The 18,529-nt window shown below is 59.8% G+C and carries 15 protein-coding genes and 2 pseudogenes; 11 read left to right on the forward strand and 6 right to left on the reverse strand.

The genetic code is table 11. The annotated features are described in order from the left end of the window. Positions 1-137: 137 nt before the first annotated feature. The gene (locus VRS74_RS11230; protein ID WP_268234555.1) at positions 138-266 is read right to left on the reverse strand and encodes a hypothetical protein; all 129 of its coding nucleotides are present in this window, start codon (positions 264-266) and stop codon (positions 138-140) included. 172 nt (positions 267-438) lie between these two features. Between VRS74_RS11230 and VRS74_RS11235 the strand changes: the two genes are divergently transcribed. The 3 genes and pseudogenes from VRS74_RS11235 to VRS74_RS11245 form a co-directional block, all read left to right on the forward strand. After that, the gene (locus tag VRS74_RS11235) at positions 439-1,470 is read left to right on the forward strand and encodes an IS110 family RNA-guided transposase (RefSeq protein WP_179406846.1); all 1,032 of its coding nucleotides are present in this window, start codon (positions 439-441) and stop codon (positions 1,468-1,470) included. A gap of 315 nt (positions 1,471-1,785) precedes the next feature. After that, positions 1,786-1,983 (forward strand): annotated as a pseudogene (locus tag VRS74_RS11240) (transposase); the annotation flags it as partial. Positions 1,984-2,046: 63 nt separating this feature from the next. Then, positions 2,047-2,625: pseudogene (locus VRS74_RS11245) on the forward strand (IS256 family transposase); the annotation flags it as partial. Between the two features lie 227 nt (positions 2,626-2,852). Here the strand turns inward: VRS74_RS11245 and VRS74_RS11250 are convergent. From VRS74_RS11250 to VRS74_RS11260, 3 genes are read right to left on the reverse strand one after another with little or no spacing between them, the layout of a single operon-like run. Next, positions 2,853-3,350 carry an aromatic-ring-hydroxylating dioxygenase subunit beta gene (locus tag VRS74_RS11250; protein WP_179406845.1) on the reverse strand — a complete coding sequence of 166 codons (498 nt, stop codon included), beginning with the start codon at positions 3,348-3,350 and terminating at the stop codon, positions 2,853-2,855. Further along, the gene (locus VRS74_RS11255; RefSeq protein ID WP_179406844.1) at positions 3,347-4,522 is read right to left on the reverse strand and encodes an aromatic ring-hydroxylating oxygenase subunit alpha; all 1,176 of its coding nucleotides are present in this window, start codon (positions 4,520-4,522) and stop codon (positions 3,347-3,349) included. The genes VRS74_RS11250 and VRS74_RS11255 overlap by 4 nt, the downstream gene beginning before the upstream one ends. A 42-nt stretch (positions 4,523-4,564) precedes the next feature. Next, positions 4,565-5,551 (reverse strand): dihydrodipicolinate synthase family protein, encoded by a 987-nt coding sequence (locus VRS74_RS11260; RefSeq protein WP_179406843.1) that lies wholly within the window; start codon positions 5,549-5,551, stop codon positions 4,565-4,567. Between the two features lie 151 nt (positions 5,552-5,702). Here VRS74_RS11260 and VRS74_RS11265 point away from each other — a divergent pair, with 151 nt between their 5' ends. After that, positions 5,703-6,491: a 1,6-dihydroxycyclohexa-2,4-diene-1-carboxylate dehydrogenase gene (locus VRS74_RS11265; RefSeq protein WP_066762559.1), complete on the forward strand. Its 789-nt coding sequence runs from the start codon at positions 5,703-5,705 to the stop codon at positions 6,489-6,491. A 19-nt stretch (positions 6,492-6,510) separates the two neighbouring features. Here the strand turns inward: VRS74_RS11265 and VRS74_RS11270 are convergent, their stop codons facing one another. Both VRS74_RS11270 and VRS74_RS11275 read right to left on the reverse strand, forming a co-directional pair. After that, complete coding sequence (locus VRS74_RS11270) at positions 6,511-7,734, reverse strand: NAD(P)/FAD-dependent oxidoreductase (protein WP_179406842.1); 1,224 nt, start codon at positions 7,732-7,734, stop codon at positions 6,511-6,513. A 107-nt stretch (positions 7,735-7,841) separates the two neighbouring features. Continuing rightward, positions 7,842-9,488, reverse strand: coding sequence for a sigma-54-dependent Fis family transcriptional regulator (locus tag VRS74_RS11275; protein WP_179407404.1), 1,647 nt, complete (start codon positions 9,486-9,488; stop codon positions 7,842-7,844). 208 nt (positions 9,489-9,696) lie between these two features. Here VRS74_RS11275 and VRS74_RS11280 point away from each other — a divergent pair, with 208 nt between their 5' ends. The 7 genes from VRS74_RS11280 to VRS74_RS11310 all read left to right on the forward strand — a co-directional run bounded on the left by VRS74_RS11280 (position 9,697) and on the right by VRS74_RS11310 (position 18,482). Beyond that, a complete protein-coding gene (locus tag VRS74_RS11280; RefSeq protein WP_179407403.1) occupies positions 9,697-11,049 on the forward strand; it encodes an aromatic ring-hydroxylating dioxygenase subunit alpha in 1,353 nt (450 codons plus the stop codon). After that, positions 11,042-11,569, forward strand: coding sequence for an aromatic-ring-hydroxylating dioxygenase subunit beta (locus tag VRS74_RS11285; RefSeq protein WP_179406841.1), 528 nt, complete (start codon positions 11,042-11,044; stop codon positions 11,567-11,569). The genes VRS74_RS11280 and VRS74_RS11285 overlap by 8 nt, the downstream gene beginning before the upstream one ends. 38 nt (positions 11,570-11,607) lie before the next feature. Further along, complete coding sequence (locus VRS74_RS11290; RefSeq protein WP_179406840.1) at positions 11,608-12,975, forward strand: aromatic ring-hydroxylating dioxygenase subunit alpha; 1,368 nt, start codon at positions 11,608-11,610, stop codon at positions 12,973-12,975. 14 nt (positions 12,976-12,989) lie between these two features. Further along, positions 12,990-13,541, forward strand: a complete 552-nt coding sequence (locus VRS74_RS11295) for a 3-phenylpropionate/cinnamic acid dioxygenase subunit beta (RefSeq protein ID WP_179406839.1) — start codon at positions 12,990-12,992, stop codon at positions 13,539-13,541. A gap of 136 nt (positions 13,542-13,677) precedes the next feature. Continuing rightward, positions 13,678-16,164 (forward strand): TonB-dependent receptor, encoded by a 2,487-nt coding sequence (locus VRS74_RS11300; protein WP_354145358.1) that lies wholly within the window; start codon positions 13,678-13,680, stop codon positions 16,162-16,164. A 124-nt stretch (positions 16,165-16,288) separates the two neighbouring features. Then, positions 16,289-17,359 carry an alkane 1-monooxygenase gene (locus VRS74_RS11305; RefSeq protein WP_354145359.1) on the forward strand — a complete coding sequence of 357 codons (1,071 nt, stop codon included), beginning with the start codon at positions 16,289-16,291 and terminating at the stop codon, positions 17,357-17,359. 82 nt (positions 17,360-17,441) lie between these two features. After that, positions 17,442-18,482 carry a 2Fe-2S iron-sulfur cluster-binding protein gene (locus VRS74_RS11310; RefSeq protein WP_354145360.1) on the forward strand — a complete coding sequence of 347 codons (1,041 nt, stop codon included), beginning with the start codon at positions 17,442-17,444 and terminating at the stop codon, positions 18,480-18,482. Positions 18,483-18,529 lie beyond the last annotated feature (47 nt).

Here is an 18,529-nt window from a genome sequence, read left to right on the forward strand (position 1 = left end):
AATTAGCTTTCCCCATCGTCGCCTCCTGTCCTCAAATTTAGGAAAGAAGGCGTCCACAAATCTAGGGGCTATTCAACGTCGGCATCCATGAACTGCGCAAGAGCTTCCTTGCTCAGACCAGGCTCGATCGCCGTGTCTCAGTCTTCGCTTTCAGCCTGCCCGAAAATAGCCGGAAGCGTATGCGCGCTAAGATGCGGAAGCGGATCAGCAGCGAGGTCGCGGTAGACAATTTCCGCATCGGGATAAACCTGCGTCAGCTTTGTCATGACCTTTGCGGAACATGTCCCGCGAAAACGAGTTCGGCTTGTGAACGCCGACATCGAGCCATCGATATACACTATCTTCATTCTCGTTTCCCGCCACCAATTATGGAATGGCCCGCCCCTTTTCCAGCATCTGATAGGATGCGGTTGTTGGTGAAAAGGAAAGGAGCGAGCCATGACTATTTGTACACTTGGAGTCGATCTGGGCGAGAACAGCTGCAGTGCTGCCGGGCTTGATACGACTGGCAAAGTCGTGCTGCGCAGACTCATGCGCCCGTCCACAATTCCAGGCTTCACAGCGAAGCTGGCGCCATGCGTGATCGCGATGGAGGCCTGTTACGGGGCGCATCATCTGGGTCGGTTGCTGGCGGCTCAAGGCCATACCGTCTGGTTGATGTCGCCGGAATATGTCCGTCCCTACGTAAAGGCGCAAAAGAACGATGATCGCGACGCAGAGGCGATCGCGGAAGCCGCAACGCGACCGACCATGCGGTTCGTCGAGATGAAGACCCAGGATCAGCTCGATGTTCAGTCGCTCCATCGCGTGCGGTCGCGGCTCGTGGGAGCGCGTACGAACCTGATAAATCAGGCGCGAGCGATCCTAATGGAACGCGGGATCGTAGTGCCCCAAGGCCGCCAGAAGTTCGAGAGGGCACTCGATGCGATGCTAGCCGATACGGATCGTCTTCCCGAGGGTCGGATCCGTCGGTTCATGATGGAAACACGCGAGGAGTGGAAGACGCTGGACGACAGGATCGCGGCGCTTGATATGGAGTTTCTAGAACTCACCCGAACCGATGAACTGGCGCGCAGGCTTTTGACGATCCCAGGGATCGGTTCGCTCAATGCGACAGCCCTGGCAGCCGCAGTCGGAGATGCGTCGACCTTTGAACGGAGCCGTGATCTCAGCGCTTGGCTGGGCTTGGTACCGAAGCAATACACGACAGGCGGGAAACCGAAGATTCGAGGAATAAGCAAACGCGGAAACAGGTACCCGCGAACCCTTTTGATCCATGGTGCAAGAGCTGCACTGCCATCGCTTGCCAAGAGCGAGACGCCGCTGGGGAGCTGGCTGCTCGGCTTGCTTGCCAGATGCCACTACAACACGGTGACGGTGGCACTGGCCAACAAGCTGGCCCGGATCGCTTGGGTCACACTGCGTCGCGGAGACACGTTCTCGATCGACCGTGCTGCAATGCCGATCTGAGTATCCTGGTCACCGGTCCTCGACCGGTTGTGTGACCACGATGTCTGCGGGAGGAATTTTGAAGATGGCCTGACGGTAAATCGACGCCCTGAAAGCCTGGTACCAAGAACGGCACTTTGCTGCCACCCCCATTATGAGGTTCAGAGCGTGCGAAGCTCCATCTTGGCGACAGCGCAACGCTGATATGCCGTATACGTTGATGCAGACCAGTCAGTTGCCAGCCTCAAAATAGTCCTTGCAGACGGGGCGGGCCATACGTTCTTGAACCGCTGCGGGATTGCCGGAGGCCCTAACTCCTGAGAGGAAGGGTCTACGATGAGCAAGACAACGAACAAGTTTTCACCTGAGGTGCGTGAACGGGCTGTTCGCCTGGCGCTGGATCAAGAGAGCGAGCATCCCTCCCGTTGGGCAGCGATCACATCCAAAGCGGCCATGATTGGCTGCTCGGGTCACACGCTGCTGGAGTGGGTGAAGAATGCCGAGGTGAACAGCGGCAAGCGTGCCGGCGTTCCGGTCGGGGACTGTCAGTAATTTTGTGCGCGAGGTCATATAGATGGAATGGAAAGGACCATCGATATGGCAATCGACAAGGAGTTACTGGACCAGCTGGACGGACGTGACCCGCAAGAGTTATTCGCCCGGGACGGACTGATTGACGAGTTGAAGAAGGCGCTGTCGGAACGGATGCTGAGGGCAGAACTGGACGATCATCTCGAATCGGAAGCGGAGGCCGGCGTCGCCAATCGGCGCAACGGCAGCTCGAAGAAGACGATGCTGACCGGCACGTCGAAAGTGACGCTGGATATTCCGCGCGACCGTTCGGGTACATTCGATCCCAAGCTGATCGCCAGGTATCAGCGCCGCTTCCCGGACTTCGATACGAAGATCATCTCGATGTACGCACGCGGCATGACGGTGCGTGAGATCCGGGGGCACCTGGAAGAGCTGTACGGCATTAACGTGTCGCCGGATCTGATCTCCACGATCACCGACGCCGTGCTGGAAACGGTGACCGAATGGCAGGGCCGGCCGCTCGATGATTGCTATCCTTTGGTGTTCTTCGACGCGATCCGCGTGAAGGTCCGCGACGAAGGCTTCGTTCGCAACAAGGCGGTCTACATCGCGCTCGGCATCCTGCCCGACGGAACCAAGGAAACCCCCAGACGAGGCCCGCACTCCGCTAATCTACGCCGCGAGTTGCGCCAAATGTTCTGACGACGGACACTATTGCTCTCTCCGTATTGCCCCCCGAAACAATCAGACTGCTTCTGTGCACATAAAGCGATGCCGGAGCAACCAGATGGGCATGCGCGTCGATGATCATCTATCCTTACCCCCGTTGGTCTAAGCGCATTTTCGGGCTGAAGACAGAGTGCAGCAACTCAAATCGGGTAGACCAGATAACGGGGGAGAACCGATGTATCGAGCTCGGCGCGGCGGAACAGCAACTTGGCGCCACCATCGTCTGACAGTCGCATTGTATCGAGATAGCGGCCGGCGGCTAGGACTTGGGTGACGCCGGCATCCATCGGCGTCATGAACACCGAGAAATTCGAAACCACTTCCACCGTTCGGGCATCGACCTGGCGATGGCTGACGCGCTGGACGAAATGACGGGTGCGGTAGTCCTGAAAGGTGCCGGCCCAGATCTCGTTCACATAGGTGACGCGATCTTCGAGCCGTGCCCGGCAATCGTCGAACATGAATCCGAGCTCGAGGTTGTGCTCGGTATTTTCAGCCGCGCGGCAATAATAGGATGCTTGGTCTTCCTCGGCATAGTTCGCCAGCCAGCCCGGCATGTCCTTGCTGTCAAGCGCGTTGGCATCGGCCAGCAGCAATCGGTCGATCGCTGTTTCCAGCTCGGGAGTGGTGGCCGTCATGCCTCTGCCCTCTCGAAACCCATCGCCGAGCGGTAATATTCCCAGCGGGGCAGATTGCCGCTTTCATCGTTCTGCAGAAACTCCGATTCCAGCTTGCCCGGATCACGCACGCCTTTCTGGAAGATAGCGTTCCCCGGCGTGTGACTGCCGATGTGGATCCGGTGGAAGATCGAGGCGTCTTCCATACTGATCAGCCCGCAGGGACCCAACAGGTTGGAACTCTGCCGCAAGCGGTGGCGAACCATGTCCGCATCGTCGTCCTGGTGGGCGAAATAGGCGTAGTGAACTTCTGTAGTCTCTGCGTCGACCGGGTTGGCAAAGCGCAGATTGATGACATCGAGGTGCTTGGTCGAGACGAAGGTGGGGAACAGCTGGACGATCCGCGACCCGACCGATGGATCCTGCCCCTTGAACGCGATCAGTTCCTTGTCCTTGAGAACACTGGGGCCACTGGCCACCGAGAGCGCCGATTCGAAGCACACGTGCCCACGCTTAGTGCAGGTGTATTGCCGCCCTTTGCCGCCCTGCCAATTGAGCATCTTGAATGCCGCGTGGAGCAGCGGGGCATGGTAGCCGTCGTTGTCGTTGTAACCCTTCCAGTTGCTGTCGTAGCGAACCTTCTGGTAACCCAGCAGTTTGAGGCGACCGTCGCCCGCCATCAGTTCGCGCAGTGTTTCGCCGGCTTCGCCGAGGAACTCGTCAAGTGGCTCAGTCTCGGCCGAAAACGTGACGAAGATCAGACCATAGAAAAGTTCGAAACGCGGTTGCCCCAAGGGGTAATCGGCCTTGTCGAAGCCGGGCAGGAATTCGCGCGGGTTGGGGCAGCCGACCAAGTCCCCCTTGGCGTTGAACAGCCAGCGGTGATAGGGGCACTCAAACTCGGTCTTGTTGCCCATCACCGCGGTTTCGAGCTGGTTGCTGCGGTGCGAGCAGGCGTTGTAAAACACCCGCACCACGCCGGCCTCGTCGCGAGAGATCAGAAGCGGGATTCCGGCCAGCCGCATCGTCTTGAAATCACCGGGATTGGGCAATTCGCTTTCATGCGCAATCGGGTGCCATTCCGGGCCGTGAAAAATCCGCCTGATCTCGTCAGCGTAGAGATCCGCTCGAGTAAAGGCCGCTTTGGGAACTTCATTATAGTTCTTGGGCCAGGTCAGTGTTGTTTCAGCCATCCTCGTTTCCCCACAGGTTTGATTGCAGCAATTCAGCTCATTTCAACGCTCTGCCTCGAGCGCCTTGCCCAGTTCGGCCCACATCCTGCCCGAATTACGCGCACCTTCGAGATAGTTTTCGGGACACAGGTGATAGGGCGGACGGCAAGGTCCGGCGTTCATCCATCCACCGGCGGTCATCCGCGCCTTTTCCAGCGGAATGTTGTAGGTGGAGAATTCCTTGAAGCTGCCGTTGGGAAACAGCGTTGCTGCCGTGGGCGCGAGCCGCCCCATGAATGTCTTGGCCTTGCTCCAGTCGCCGGTGGCGCGGGCCTGCGCGACGAGATCCCGCAATGTCGTACTGACGAGAGGATGGCAGACCGCGCCGCTGGTCCAGAAGGCATCGATCGAATCGTCCATCCGCGCCGCGCCATAGTAATCGAAGTCGATCGGCAGCAGCTTGATCCGCCCCTTGATTGCGGCCAGATCGGGCAGCAGTGTGCCGACACCGATATACTTGGCGGTAACAACTTGGGGAATTTCGGCGACCTGACCCCAGAAATGGCGCGGGAAATCGAACTTGAATGCTTCGGGATTGGCATAAATTGCAATATTGATATCGGGCACCGCCTCAGCGACATCCTTGTAGAATTGGACCGCGACATCGACGCTCGGCGCGCACCACATCGGTACGCCCAGCATCGTCCCGGTCGCGCCGATATCGACTGCCTTGCGGGTCAGCGCGATGGTGTCGCGGGTGTTGATGCAGGTTGTGCCGACAAACACCGGCACCCGGCCCGCGGCGGTATCGACGATAGTCTTCATAAAGACGAGCTTTTCGTCAAGTGTCATGGTCGCGGCCTCGCCCAGCGTCCCCATACTGAGAATGCCGTCGACCCCGGCCTCGATCAGGCCGTCGACCATGCGGGCCGCTTCGTCGACATTAACAGTATCAGTGGCACGCCAGTCGGAAGCACCTTCCTTGGCCGGCGTCGGCACGATCGCCCAGGCACCCTTCACATCAGCAGCAGTCAGCAGTTCACGCGCCAAGAAATATCTCCCAAAGACTCTTTAATCATTAGCCAATGTGTAACGCATTGCCTATTGACTTGGCAAGGGTGGAATACGGATTTATGAGGCCGAATGCCACTAGGATTGCACGCGTCCGGCCGGATGCGGTGTGGGTTGGGAGAAATCAGGGATGACAGACGCGAACGGCAGATTTGCAGGCAAGATCGCAGTTGTCACAGGAGCAGCCCAGGGGATCGGCTTTGCTACCGCCCAGCGCCTAGGGCGAGAAGGGGCCACGGTCGTGGTTGCCGATCGTGCAGAACAGGCGACACTGGATGCGGTTGCGCGACTTATGGCCGAATCTGTCGACGCGCACCCCGCCATCCACGACCTTGAGCAACAGGCTGGAGCCGCTGCCCTGTATAACGCTGTAAGCGATAAATTCGGGCGGATCGACGTGGCCGTCCATAATGTAGGTGGCACGATATGGGCCAAGCCCTATTGGGAATACACCACCGAAGAAATCGTCGCCGAGATTAATCGATCGCTGTGGCCGACGCTGTGGTGCTGCCATGCAGTGCTGCCCCACATGCGCGCGGCAGGTCGCGGCGCGATTGTCAACATCGGCTCGGTGGCAACGCGCGGGGTCAATCGCGTGCCCTACGCGGCTGCGAAAGGCGGCGTGGCGGCGCTGACCGCTGCGTTGTCTCTGGAATTGGAGGATTGTGGCATCAGGGTAAATTGCGTGGCTCCCGGCGGGGTCAACGTGACCCGTGTCACCCCGCGCAATCCTGCCCCGCCCTCCGACGCGGACCGCAAGGGCTTTGGCGAAGTGATGGAGCAGACCTTGCGCGATACCCCGCTGGGCCGCTTCGGCGAGCCCGAAGAACTGGCCGCCGCAATCTGCTTTCTCGCCGCTGACGAGGCGTCCTACATCACCGGCCAGACGCTCTACGTCGCAGGTGGCGGGATCGGCTGATCCCGCCCGCCTTGCGAGCCTAACCAGCCTGCTTGAGGATTTCGCGGAGCGACACATCGGCATCGGCCAGCTGCGCGGCCGACGCCTTGGCCCGGCGCTCTATCAGCCGTTTGCCGATGCCCATGTCCGGGGCGCGGTTGACAGTCAGGATGCCCTCGATCGTCTCGCCTGACCGGAAGAATGCGGTAAACTGGTTGCTTGCCATGTCTCCGCGCAGGGTTACCTCGGCTTGCGCCGGGATATGGCCGCAGAACTGGATGTTGAGATCGAACTGATCGCTCCAGTACCAAACCGGCTTGCAGTAATCGACGTCCTGCCCGAGCATCGCGAGCGCTGCGGCCTGGGCCTGGTCGGCAGCGTTCTGGTAGGTTTCCTGGCGGATATGACCGCCGAAGAAGCTGTCCTGTTCGGCGACGTCGCCGGCGGCAAAGACATTCTCATTGCTGGTGCGGCACTGCCTATCGACGATAATGCCGTTATTGGTGACGATGCCTGCGTCCTTGGCAAGGCTAGTTTCCGGCACGATGCCGACCCCGACCACAACGGCATCGCAATCCACCAGCGACCCGTCATCGAGTTCGACCTGAGTCACCCGACCATCTAGGACTCTCATCGCGTTCACGCCGCGTCCGAAGCGGGTATCGACGCCGCGCTGGCGATGTTCCTCGCCCAGCCATTGCCCGAACTGCGGCCCGAGCGCGCGAATCATCGGCGCGGCAAGCGGCTCGATCGCGGTCACTCGGCACCCCAGCTTGATCGCGCTGGCCGCCACTTCCGCGCCGATCACGCCCATGCCGATTATGACGATGCGGGCGCCGTCCTTGAGGTCCGTTGCCATCCGGGTGGCATCGTCCCGGGTGCGCAGGTAATGCACGTTAGCGGCATCGGCACCCTCCATGTTGAGCTTGCGGGCGGAACCACCGGTGGTCAGCAAGATGCGGTCGGCCTGGACCAGGTCTCCGCCCAGGCGGACGCCGCCTGCGGTCAGATCGAGCGCTTCTGCCCGCACCCCGAGCCGCATGTCGATACGGTTGTCCGCGTACCATGCTTCATCGTGGAGGAAAAAGTTGTCCGGTACGTTGGCCGGATCCCACAGCACTTCCTTGGACAGCGGCGGGCGCTCATAGGGACGCCAGGGTTCCTCGCCGATCAGGGTGATCCGGCCATCAAAGCCGGCCTGCCGCATGGCCTCGACTGCCCTGCCACCGGCAAGATTGGCCCCTACGACGACTATGGAACGCATGTGCTTCTCCCAACTTTGAAAGCATACCGGAACAGCCGGCTGTCATTCGACTACCTTCCTTCCATACCTTTCCACATTATGTAATGCGTTGCAAATGTGTGATTGCTCTATGTCCGGCCAGTGGGTCCGATCTTTTCCATTCTCAACGCCAACTGACGACGCGACAGCCCCAAAGTACGGGCGGCTCGCGCATAATTTCCGCCCGAGGCTTCCACCGCCTCCCGGATGACGAGGCCCTCCACGTTCGACAGAGTTTCGCCACCCTCGACAATCAAATCGAGCACCTGGCGAATCAACTCCGAACGATCATGGATATCGGTAACAGGCATAATCTTGCCGTCACTAGCCAATCCCATGGCCGGCTTTAGATCGGGTAGATCGGTACCCAGAAACAGATGCCGGAGGTCGATCGCCTGCCCATCATCGGCCAGCAGCACCGCCCGCTCCACCATTCGCTCGAGTTCGCGCACGTTGCCGGGGTAATCGTAGACCAGCAAGGCATTGATCGCCCTCGTGGTGAACCCAGCTACCGCGCGTTGGTGACGACGCGAGAAACGAAAACGGAAATGCTCGATCAGCCCGGGTATGTCTTCGCGGCGCTGGCGCAGCGGCGGCACCCGAATCGGCAAGGTCGAAATCCGGTAGAACAGGTCGGCGCGAAACAGGCCATCGCGCATCGACTGAGTCAGATCGGCGTTGGCAGCGGCCATCAGGCGAACATCCACCTTAATGGTTCGCGTGTCGCCGACACGCTCGAATTCGCCTTCCTGGATCGCACGCAGGATCTTGCTTTGGGCCAGAGGCGAGAGAGTGGATATCTCATCGAGGAAGAGCGTCCCACCATGGGCAAGTTCGAAGCGACCCGGTCGCGCAGCCACGGCCCCGGTGAAAGCGCCTTTGGCCACGCCAAAAAGCTCGGATTCGATCAACCCTTCAGGAATGGCGGCGCAATTGAGCGCGACAAAAGGAGCTTCCTTCCGCCGGCTCAAGCGATGCGCGAATTTCGCCAGCACCTCCTTGCCGACCCCGGTTTCTCCCGTGAATAACAAGGTTGCGTCGCTTGGCGCCGATCGCTCGATCATCGTCTTCACGGCAATGAAGCCAGCCGATACGCCAACGGCCATGCTGTTTTCGCCGGAATCCAGGACCGGCGGTTCCAGCGGCGAGGCCGATTTTTCCGGGCTGTCAAGGTGTGACCATTCCTTGGCTGGCTTGGCATGCAGCAGACATGCCGCATCGCCCATACCGGCACACTCCAGTTCGCGCATGATGATCGGCTGGCCGGCAAATGCAGTGGCAAAACCGCTGGCAAAGCCGGTCTGCATCCAGCAGACCGGATCGGTGGCGCGGCCTTCGGCGTTGAGGTGAATGGCGGCTTCGATTGAATCGTGGACCAGGAACCGTCCTTCGAAGTGTCCGCGGGACATGTCGTTTTCGAGGGCTTCGATCTGGGTCCAGCCAAAACCGGTCAAAGCATGGGCCTGGGGTCCTACGGCAAATGCATCGAGAAAGTCTCGATCGGGTCGTAGTTCCTTCGCGCCGACTGCACACCGCGCACCTTCGGCAAAGCCGAGCTCCCAGAAGAACTTGCTGGCCGCGTCCAGTCCTAACTGGGAAACCATGTGTCCCCGAAGCCCGGCAAGGGCAGAATTGCTTAGCAAGACGCAACGCTCGCCATCGCGCCAGATGCGGCCCATCTCGGGTGAGAACTGGAGCTTGCTAGCTAGGTCGGTAAAGTCCGGCAGTGCTTTCATCACCGCAATTTGCCATATCTGTCACATTTTTCGAGTCCTGATCGCAGCATTTTTGACATATACGTAAATTTTTCTCAATCATTTGTGATTGGATTACTACGGAATCCTGCAATTTCAACCCTTTTGACACTTGGCACGAAATGTGCTTTGGGTTCAGCGTAGGCACCGGGAGCAAGGGACTCGGGCGGCACTAATGGGAGCAGTTTGCATGGCTTTGGACATCGCCAGTCTTGTCGATACCGGCACCGGTCGGCAATCACGGTTGATTTACGCGAACGAGGAAATCTACCGGCAAGAACTGGAACGGATCTTTGGACGCTGCTGGCTGTTTCTAGTCCATACAAGCCAGATTCCCAAACCAGGCGATTATTTCCGCACGTTCATGGGCGAAGACGATGTCATCGTCATTCGCCAGAAGGACGGGTCGATCAAGGCGTTCCTGAACAGTTGCACCCACCGCGGGAACCGCGTCTGCCGCGCCGACCGCGGCAACGCCAGGGCGTTTACCTGCAACTACCACGGCTGGTCGTTCGCCCCCGATGGGGCGCTCGCCGGGGTTCCGCTGGAAAACGAGGCCTATTTTGGTGAGCTAGACCGCAGCAAGTTCGGGCTGGTTCCCGTGACTAAAGTGTCCGAATACAAGGGTCTTGTCTTCGGCTGCTGGGACGCAAATTCGCCCAGCCTCGAAGACTATCTAGGCGACGCAAAGTTTTTCCTCGATGTCTGGCTGGATGCCATGCCGGGCGGATCAGCGCTGCTCGGCGAAACCCAGAAGATGGTGCTAGGCACCAACTGGAAGCTGCCGGTCGAGAACGTCTGCGGCGATGGCTATCACCTTGGCTGGGCCCATGCCGGCGCGATGTCAGCCGTGCAGTCCATGGACCTCACGGGGCTCAGCGTCGGCAATTCGGGCGTCGATCTTGATGGCGGGCTCTCAGTAGCCGGAATGAACGGCCACATGGTGCTGAGCGCGCTCGACGGTGTTTCGGGCTACGCCTTCTATCCCGATCCCAAACCGATCCTCGAATACCTGGAAGCCAACCGCCAGACGGTGATCGACCGCTTGGGCGAGGTGCGTGGTAAGCAGGTCTGGGGTGCGCAGGTCAACATTACCATCTTCCCCAACCTGCAACTGCTGCCCGGCCTCAACTGGTTTCGGGTCTATCATCCCAAGGGCCCCGGGCAGATCGAGCAGTGGACCTGGGCCATGGCCGAAAACGACATGCCCGAGGCGGTCAAGACACAAATCCTCGAGAACCAGTGCCTGACCTTCGGCCTGGCCGGACTGTTCGACAACGACGACGGCGACAACCTTGCCGCCTGCACTGAACAATCGCGCGGCTGGCGCACGGCGCAGATGGATGTCTATACCAATATGGCCCTGGGGCGTTCCGGGAAACGCGAAGGCTTTCCGGGCGACATCGCCGCCGGCCTGGTGAGCGAACACAACCAGCGTTATTTCTACCGCCGCTGGCAAGAGCACATGATGGCGGAAAACTGGGCCGAGGTGCCCACCTACAACATCAACTCGCTGACAGCGCAGGAGGCCGAACATGCTTGACCGGCCCCTGTCCCCTCCCCCGGTCGAGGTAATCGTCGCAGTCACCCAGGCGCTCCACTGCGAGGCGCGGCTGCTCGACAATGAAGACTTCGACGGCTGGCTGGCCATGCTGGACGAAGACATCTGCTATCGCATGGAATTGAAGAGCCGCCGGTTTCGTGCGGATCGTTCGCCCCCCTTGCCGGTCGGCCCGGGCGTGATCTTCAACGAGGATCTTGGCCGTCTCAAGCTGCGGGTGGATCGCTTGAAATCCGGCTTCGTTTGGGCCGAAGACCCGCCCAACTTCATTCGCCGCGCCATCTCCAACGTCGAGGTAGTGGCCAGACCTGCGGAGAACGAGGTGCGGGTCCATTCGGTGCTGATCATGCACCGCAACCGGATCGACGGCACCACCCGCGTGCTCACCGCCGCGCGCACCGACCTGTGGCGCGGCGAAGGCCAGGCCTGGCTGCTCGTGGCGCGCGACATCGTGCTCGACCATTCCGTGCTGCCCGACAGCAATCTCAACGCCTTCTTCTGAACTGCAATTTCAAACATCACAATTGGGAGAGTTAAATCATGCGCTTCGAACGGATCGGCCGCGAGCCGGATTATTCACGCTACATGGACCTCAAGGAAGGCTGGCTCGACCGGCGGATCTTTTCCGACGCCGATATTTATGAGGAAGAGCTTTACCGGATCTTCGCCCGGTCGTGGCTGTTCGTCGCCCACGAAAGCCAGATCCCCAAGGCCGGAGATTTCCTGACCACCCATATGGGCGAAGACGCGGTGATCGTCGCGCGTCAGGCCGATGGTTCGATCCGGGTCATGCTCAATTCCTGCCCGCACCGCGGCAACAAGGTCTGCTTCGCCGATGCCGGCAACACTCGTCGGTTCGTCTGCAATTACCACGGCTGGGCCTTTGACACCGCAGGCGACCTCAAAGGCATGCACGAGGAATATTGCTACGACGATGGCGATATCGACTTCAAGAACCATGGCCTCAAGAACGTCGCCAAGGTCAGCAGCTACAAGGGCCTGGTGTTCGCCACCTTCAACGGCGATGCGCCGAGCCTGGAGGCATGGTTGGGCGATTTCCGCTGGTATCTCGACATGATCCTCGACAACGAGGAAGGTGGCACCGAATTCATTGGCGGCTGCATCAAATCGGTGATGAGCGCGAACTGGAAGTTCGGGGTCGAGAACTTCATCGGCGATGCTTACCACGCCGGCTGGACGCACGATTCCGGCTGCCGTTCGATGAACGACGGCATGCCCTTCCCGCCGATCGACATGGAAAACTCCTATCATGCCAGCGTGAACGGTCACGGCTGGGAATTCGGCACCGAGGGCGTTGGCGATCTCGTCCTGCTCGGCCGTCCAAAGGTCATGGACTATTACAACAAGATCCGCCCCAAGATGGCAGAACGCCTGGGCGAGATGCGCTCCAAGATCTTCGGCTCGGTCGCCTCGGCCTCAATCTTCCCCAATGTCTCGTTCCTGCCCGGCATCTCCACCTTCCGCCAATGGCAGCCCAAGGGACCGATGCAGTTCGAATTGAAGACCTGGGTGATCGTCAACAAGAACATGCCTGATGACATCAAGGAAGAAGTCACCAAGGGCGTCATGCAGACCTTCGGCCCCGGTGGCACCTTCGAGATGGATGACGGGGAGAACTGGGAAAACTGCACCACCGTCAACCGCGGAGTCGTCACCAGGCACGAGCGCCTGCACTATCGCTGCGGCATCGGCCGCCAGATCGAACATGATACCCTGCCGGGCATCGTCTATCGCGGCCAGTACAACGACGCCAACCAGCGCGGCTTCTACCAGCGCTGGCTCGACATGATGACCCATGACGATTTCAGTAAGATGCCGACACGCCCCGAACCGCGGCTTGGCAACGTGGCCGAAACCCGCGACCTGCCCGGCCTGTTCGCGCTCTGAGAGGAATCACAACCATGACCGACACCGCAACCCTCGAGCGCACACGCCAAGGCACTGCCGCATCGCTCGAACTGACCCACGCGCTGGCCCAGACGCTTTATCGCGAAGCGCGCCTGCTCGACACCGAGAACTATGCCGACTGGGCAGAGATGCTGGCGGAAGACCTGCATTACCACATGCCGGGAATCGAAACCCGCTACCGCCGGGACAAGACCGATCAGGTGACCGACCTGACCCGGATGGCCTATTACAACGACAGCAAGCCCGAAATCCTCAAGCGGCTTTCGCGGCTCGAGACCGGAACGGCCTGGTCGGAGGATCCGGCGACGCGCTACACCCATATCATCACCAACGTCGAGGTGGAGCTTACCGAAAACGCCGACGAGTTCCGGGTCTATTCGAACTTCTATGCCTATCGCAATCGCAACGAACGCGACGAGGATTCGCTGATCGGCAACCGTATCGATATCTGGCGCCAGGTCGGCAACAGCTTTCAACTGGTCAAACGCCGTGCGATCCTCAAGCACAACGTGCTGCTGAGCAAGAACCTCAACATCTACGTTTAGTCTATCCACGCTTATAAATAAAAATACATCAACAATAGGGAGGATGATGCCAATGACAAAGCAATCGATCAATTTCAGGAAGGTCGTCCTGCGCGCCAGCGCCTCGGCGATCGTCGGATCAATCGGGCTCGCACCGATGGCGGCGCATGCGCAGGACGCCGCAACAAGTGAGCCTCAGGCTGAGGAGCAACAGACCGGCGGTCTAGATGTAATCATCGTGACTGCGCGCAAGCGGGACGAGAACCTGCAGGAAACGCCGGTCGCGATCACCGCGTTGACCGGCGGAATGCTCGAGGAACGCCAGATCACCAACGTGGCCGAAGTCGCAAAATTCGCGCCGAACGTGAACATCTCGCCGGTCGCCAACATTTCGGGTTCGAGCGCCTCGATCACCTCGTTCATCCGCGGCGTGGGCCAGACCGATTTCAATATCACCGTCGACCCGGGCGTGGGCGTCTATGTCGATGGCGTCTATGTCGCCCGCTCGGTTGGCGCGCTGCTCGACATGGCCGACATTTCGAGCGTCCAGGTCCTGCGCGGGCCGCAGGGCACACTGTTCGGCAAGAACACCATCGGCGGCGCGATCGTCGTCAATTCCGTCGAACCGCAGTACGATTTCGACATGAAGCTCGAAGCGGCGACCGGCCGGTTCAACCGCGCCGACTTCAAAGGCATGGTCAACGTGCCCCTTAGCAACAATCTCGCAATGCGGGCCGTCGCGTCCTATGAAACCCGCGACGGCTACCAGAAGCGTTTGTTCGACGGCGGACGCCAGGGCAACAAAGACAGCTTCGGTGCCCGGCTTGCGTTCAAGTGGGAGCCGACGGACAAGCTGACCGTCAACCTGAGCGGTGACGTCAACATCCGCCGCGAGGAACAAACGGCTATCTCATTGATCGAACTGCAGGACCAGGCCGTCCCGCTGCGCTTTGTCGAAATTCCGAACAGTGCGCCGCCGGGCGGTTCCAATCGTCTGATCGCCGCGCCGAGCTCGATGTATTTTTGGAACAAGATCTCTGCGGCCGGAGCCGCTACGGGCGCCTGCGGCGCGGCTTGGGGCGGGTTCGGGCCCACCGGTCCGATACCTGGTACACTAGCGCCGACCAGCAACCCGGATTGCGCCAGCACGCGCTGGATCACAGGCGATCCCGACACCACCTGGGCTGGCGGCAACAACCGTTCGGACTTCGATCTGTGGGGGGTCAACCTGACCCTGGACTATGACTTCGGCGACATCAGCCTGAAGTCGATCAGCTCTTACCGCGATCAGAAGTCTGTCTTCGAATACGATTTCGATGGCACCCCGCACGATGTTCTCCAACTTACCAACAATATTGATCTTTGGCAGGCATCACAGGAGTTGCAGCTGACTGGCAGCATATTGGATGATCGCGTGAATTTTGTTTTGGGCGCTTATTATTTGAAAGAAAAGGGCATTGACAAAGAGCCGCTCGAATTCGGGTTCGCCCAGTTCTTCTCCGGGGGTGAGATCGACAACGACAGTTACGCTTCCTACTTGCAAGCGACATTCAAAGTAACCGACCGGTTCTCAATCACGCCAGGCATTCGTTACACCAACGAAACCAAGCGGTTCGATCCGTCGCTACAGGTCATTTACAATGATCGGTCGCGGTTCGATCCGGTGCTTTCTTCGCTTTATCCCGATGGCGCTTTCATTGCCTTCAGCCAGTGCCTCGTCGGGCAGGCCGTGCCGGGCGTGATCCCACCAGGAGTTCCGGGGTTCGAAGCCTTTGCCGGCTTCCCGCTTCCAGGCGGGTGCGAGCCTTCGGCAACCAACCCCGGAGGCAACCACACGATGCCGGCTGTCCAGGTCCAGGCAAAGGCGAAGGAATGGACCCCGGCGATTTCGGCGGACTACAAGATCACCGACGATACACTGATTTATGCTTCGTATTCGAAGGGGTTCAAGAACGGCGGGTTCAGCCAACGCATCTTCCCGGCGGAAATCGCGACCCCCTCGTTCACGCCGGAATTCGTTGAATCCTACGAAATCGGCCTCAAGAACGAGTTCTTCGACCGGCGGCTTCGCCTTAACCTGGCTGCGTTCCTCTCCGATTATTCCGATATGCAGATCGTTGTTAATGAGGGAATCGCACCGAAGGTACGAAATGCGGGCACCGGCCGGATCAAGGGATTTGAGGTCGAGGGCGAAGCGGCTCCAATCGATCAGGTTCAGTTGACCTTTGGTGTAGGTTATCTGGATGCCTATTACACCGACATCGACTTAGCAGCCGCCCCCGTCACCACGGATTCGAAATTTGCTTTCGTACCCGAGTGGACAGCTTCGGCAGCTATCAATGCGGATGTCTATGAAGGGCAAGCCGGCAAACTGACGCTTCGTGGTGACTGGTTCCATCAAAGCGGCACCTTCAAGGATGCGGTAAATAGCCCGCAATTGTTTCAGCCAGCATATAGCGTGTTCGGTGCGAGCGCGTCGTTCACTGACAAAAGCGAACACTTCACCGTGACTGGCGGCGTCACCAACTTGACCGATAAACGATACATCCAAGGCGGGTACGTCGATCTCGACATCGGCGGCGCCGCCACCGCAAGCTTCTCGCGTCCGCGCGAATGGTTCCTCAAGCTCGCCTATCAGTACTGACACTTACCACCCCCGAGGGCGGCGGTCCGCCGCCGCCCTCACCCTTGCCTCGACGGTCAAGGCCAGAGCAAAATAACTCGGAAGAAATCCGATGGACGGACTACGCTATTTTCTCATCCCAGTCATGACCTTGGCGGGCGTTATCGGATTCATGCTCGGCGGTAGCTACGTCTGGCTGGGCGCGGCTACATTCCCGGTTCTAATGGCTCTGGACCTGCTGCTGCCGCCCGATCACAAAGTCCGCGCGAAGGGCGCCGCCATGCTCGGTGACATCGCGATGTACCTGCAACTGCCCCTGATGATCCTGCTCGTCTGGGCCTTTGCCCGATCGGTTGCGACCGCGATCAACCCGATCACCGGCGCCGACAATTCAAGCTGGCAACTGGCCGGATCGCTGCTCAGCCTGGGCTGGCTCTCGGCGGTGCCGACCCTGCCGGTAGCGCACGAGCTGATGCACCGCCGCCACTGGTTCCCCCGCTATGTCGCCAAGTGTCTGAGCGCATTCTACGGCGACCCCAATCGCGATATCGCCCATATCGTCACCCACCACGTACATCTCGACACGGCAAAGGATAGCGATACCCCTCGGCGCGGGCAGACCATCTACAGCTTCGTGTTCCAGGCGACCTGGGGTTCTTACAAGGACTCATGGGAGAAGACGGTCGAAATCCTCGGCAAGCTGGGCCATCCTCGGCTCGGTTGGCGGAATGTGATGTGGTTGTTTCCGCTGCTTTCGGGCGGCATTGTCGCCTATGTGGGTCTGACGGCGGGGCTTGCCGCTGCGTTGACTGCCATCGGTGCCATGCTTTTGGCAAAGATGTTCGTGGAAGGGTTCAATTATTTCCAGCACTATGGCCTGATCCGGGTCGAAGGGGCGCCGATCGAGCTCCATCACGCCTGGAACCATCTCGGAGCGATCGTCCGGCCGATCGGTGCGGAAATCACAAACCACATCAACCATCACCTTGACGGGCATATCCCCTTCTATGCGCTGAAGCCCGAACCGCAGGCACCGCAGATGCCCTCACTGTTCCTGTGCTTCGCCGCCGGACTGATCCCGCCGGTCTGGTTCCGCTTCATCGCGCAACCGCGGCTGAAGGACTGGGACGAACGCTTCGCCAATGCCGGGGAACGTGCGTTGGCCGACCAGGCAAATGCCCGTGCCGGCTGGCCGCGGTGGCTGGCCAGCACTTGAACGCCAGGCCAATCGTCCACCCTCATTCGGGCGACAATCCGCAACTGCGGATTCCGCCCGCCCATTTCGGACAAACCCGACAATGTTTTCTTTCCTGCGCAAATCCAAGATGAACACCGTAACCGTGGAAGGATCGCCGACCACGCTAGACATACCGGCGGGCAAGACACTTCTTGAAGCGATGCTGGACGCGGGTTTGGCCATGCCGCACGATTGCAAGGTTGGCTCGTGCGGTACCTGCAAGTTCAAGCTCGTGTCTGGCAAGATCGGCGAATTGAGCCCGTCGGCCCTTGCACTTGAGGGCGACGAACTGCGCAGCGGCTTTCGCCTCGCCTGCCAGGCCATTCCGCGCTCGGATCTCACAATCGCGGTTGATGCGCCACTCTCGCAAGGGATCGCCATTGCTACATATCGCGGCACCATCGTCGCTGCACAACGGCTGTGCGAGGATATCATCGGGCTGACTATCGAACTGGATCGGCCATTGGCCTTCACTCCCGGACAATACGCTGATCTGACCGCTCCCGGCATCGAAGGTGCACGCAGTTATTCATTCGCCTTCGCGACGGCTGGCGAACCCACCCAGCAACTGCATTTTCACATCCGGCACGTTCCGGGCGGCGCATTTACCGACTGGCTGTTCTGCACCGATCGCACCGGAATGGAGCTGAAGGTTACCGCCCCCTATGGGCAATTCGCCCTCAAGGACAGCACTGCCCCCATTCTTTGCATCGCAGGGGGTAGTGGTCTAGCGCCGATAATCTCGATTCTGGAGCAGGCGCTTGACCGGGGCGCAGACCGGGCGGTGCACCTGCTGTACGGTGCGCGCCGTCAGTCCAATCTCTATGCCCTCGACAAAATTGCGGCCCTTCGTCAACGCTGGATGGCCCCTTTCGAATTCGTCCCGGCCTTGTCGGATGAAGAGCCAGACAGCGACTGGGCAGGAGCGCGTGGGCTGATCACCGAGCAGATTGCGAGCGTGGCAGATCTCGCGGCGCACGAAGCCTATCTGTGTGGCCCACCGGCGATGATCGACCTTGCCGAAGCGCAATTGCTCGCCGCCGGCATCTCACGTTCGGTCATTTCGGCTGACCGCTTTCTCGATCGCAGCAATCGCACGTAAAAAAAAGACGGGCGCTCGACGAAGCGAGCAGCCGCCAAGGGTGGAGA

This window comes from Altererythrobacter litoralis (assembly GCF_036324225.1).
Lineage (GTDB): Bacteria > Pseudomonadota > Alphaproteobacteria > Sphingomonadales > Sphingomonadaceae > Erythrobacter > Erythrobacter litoralis_A.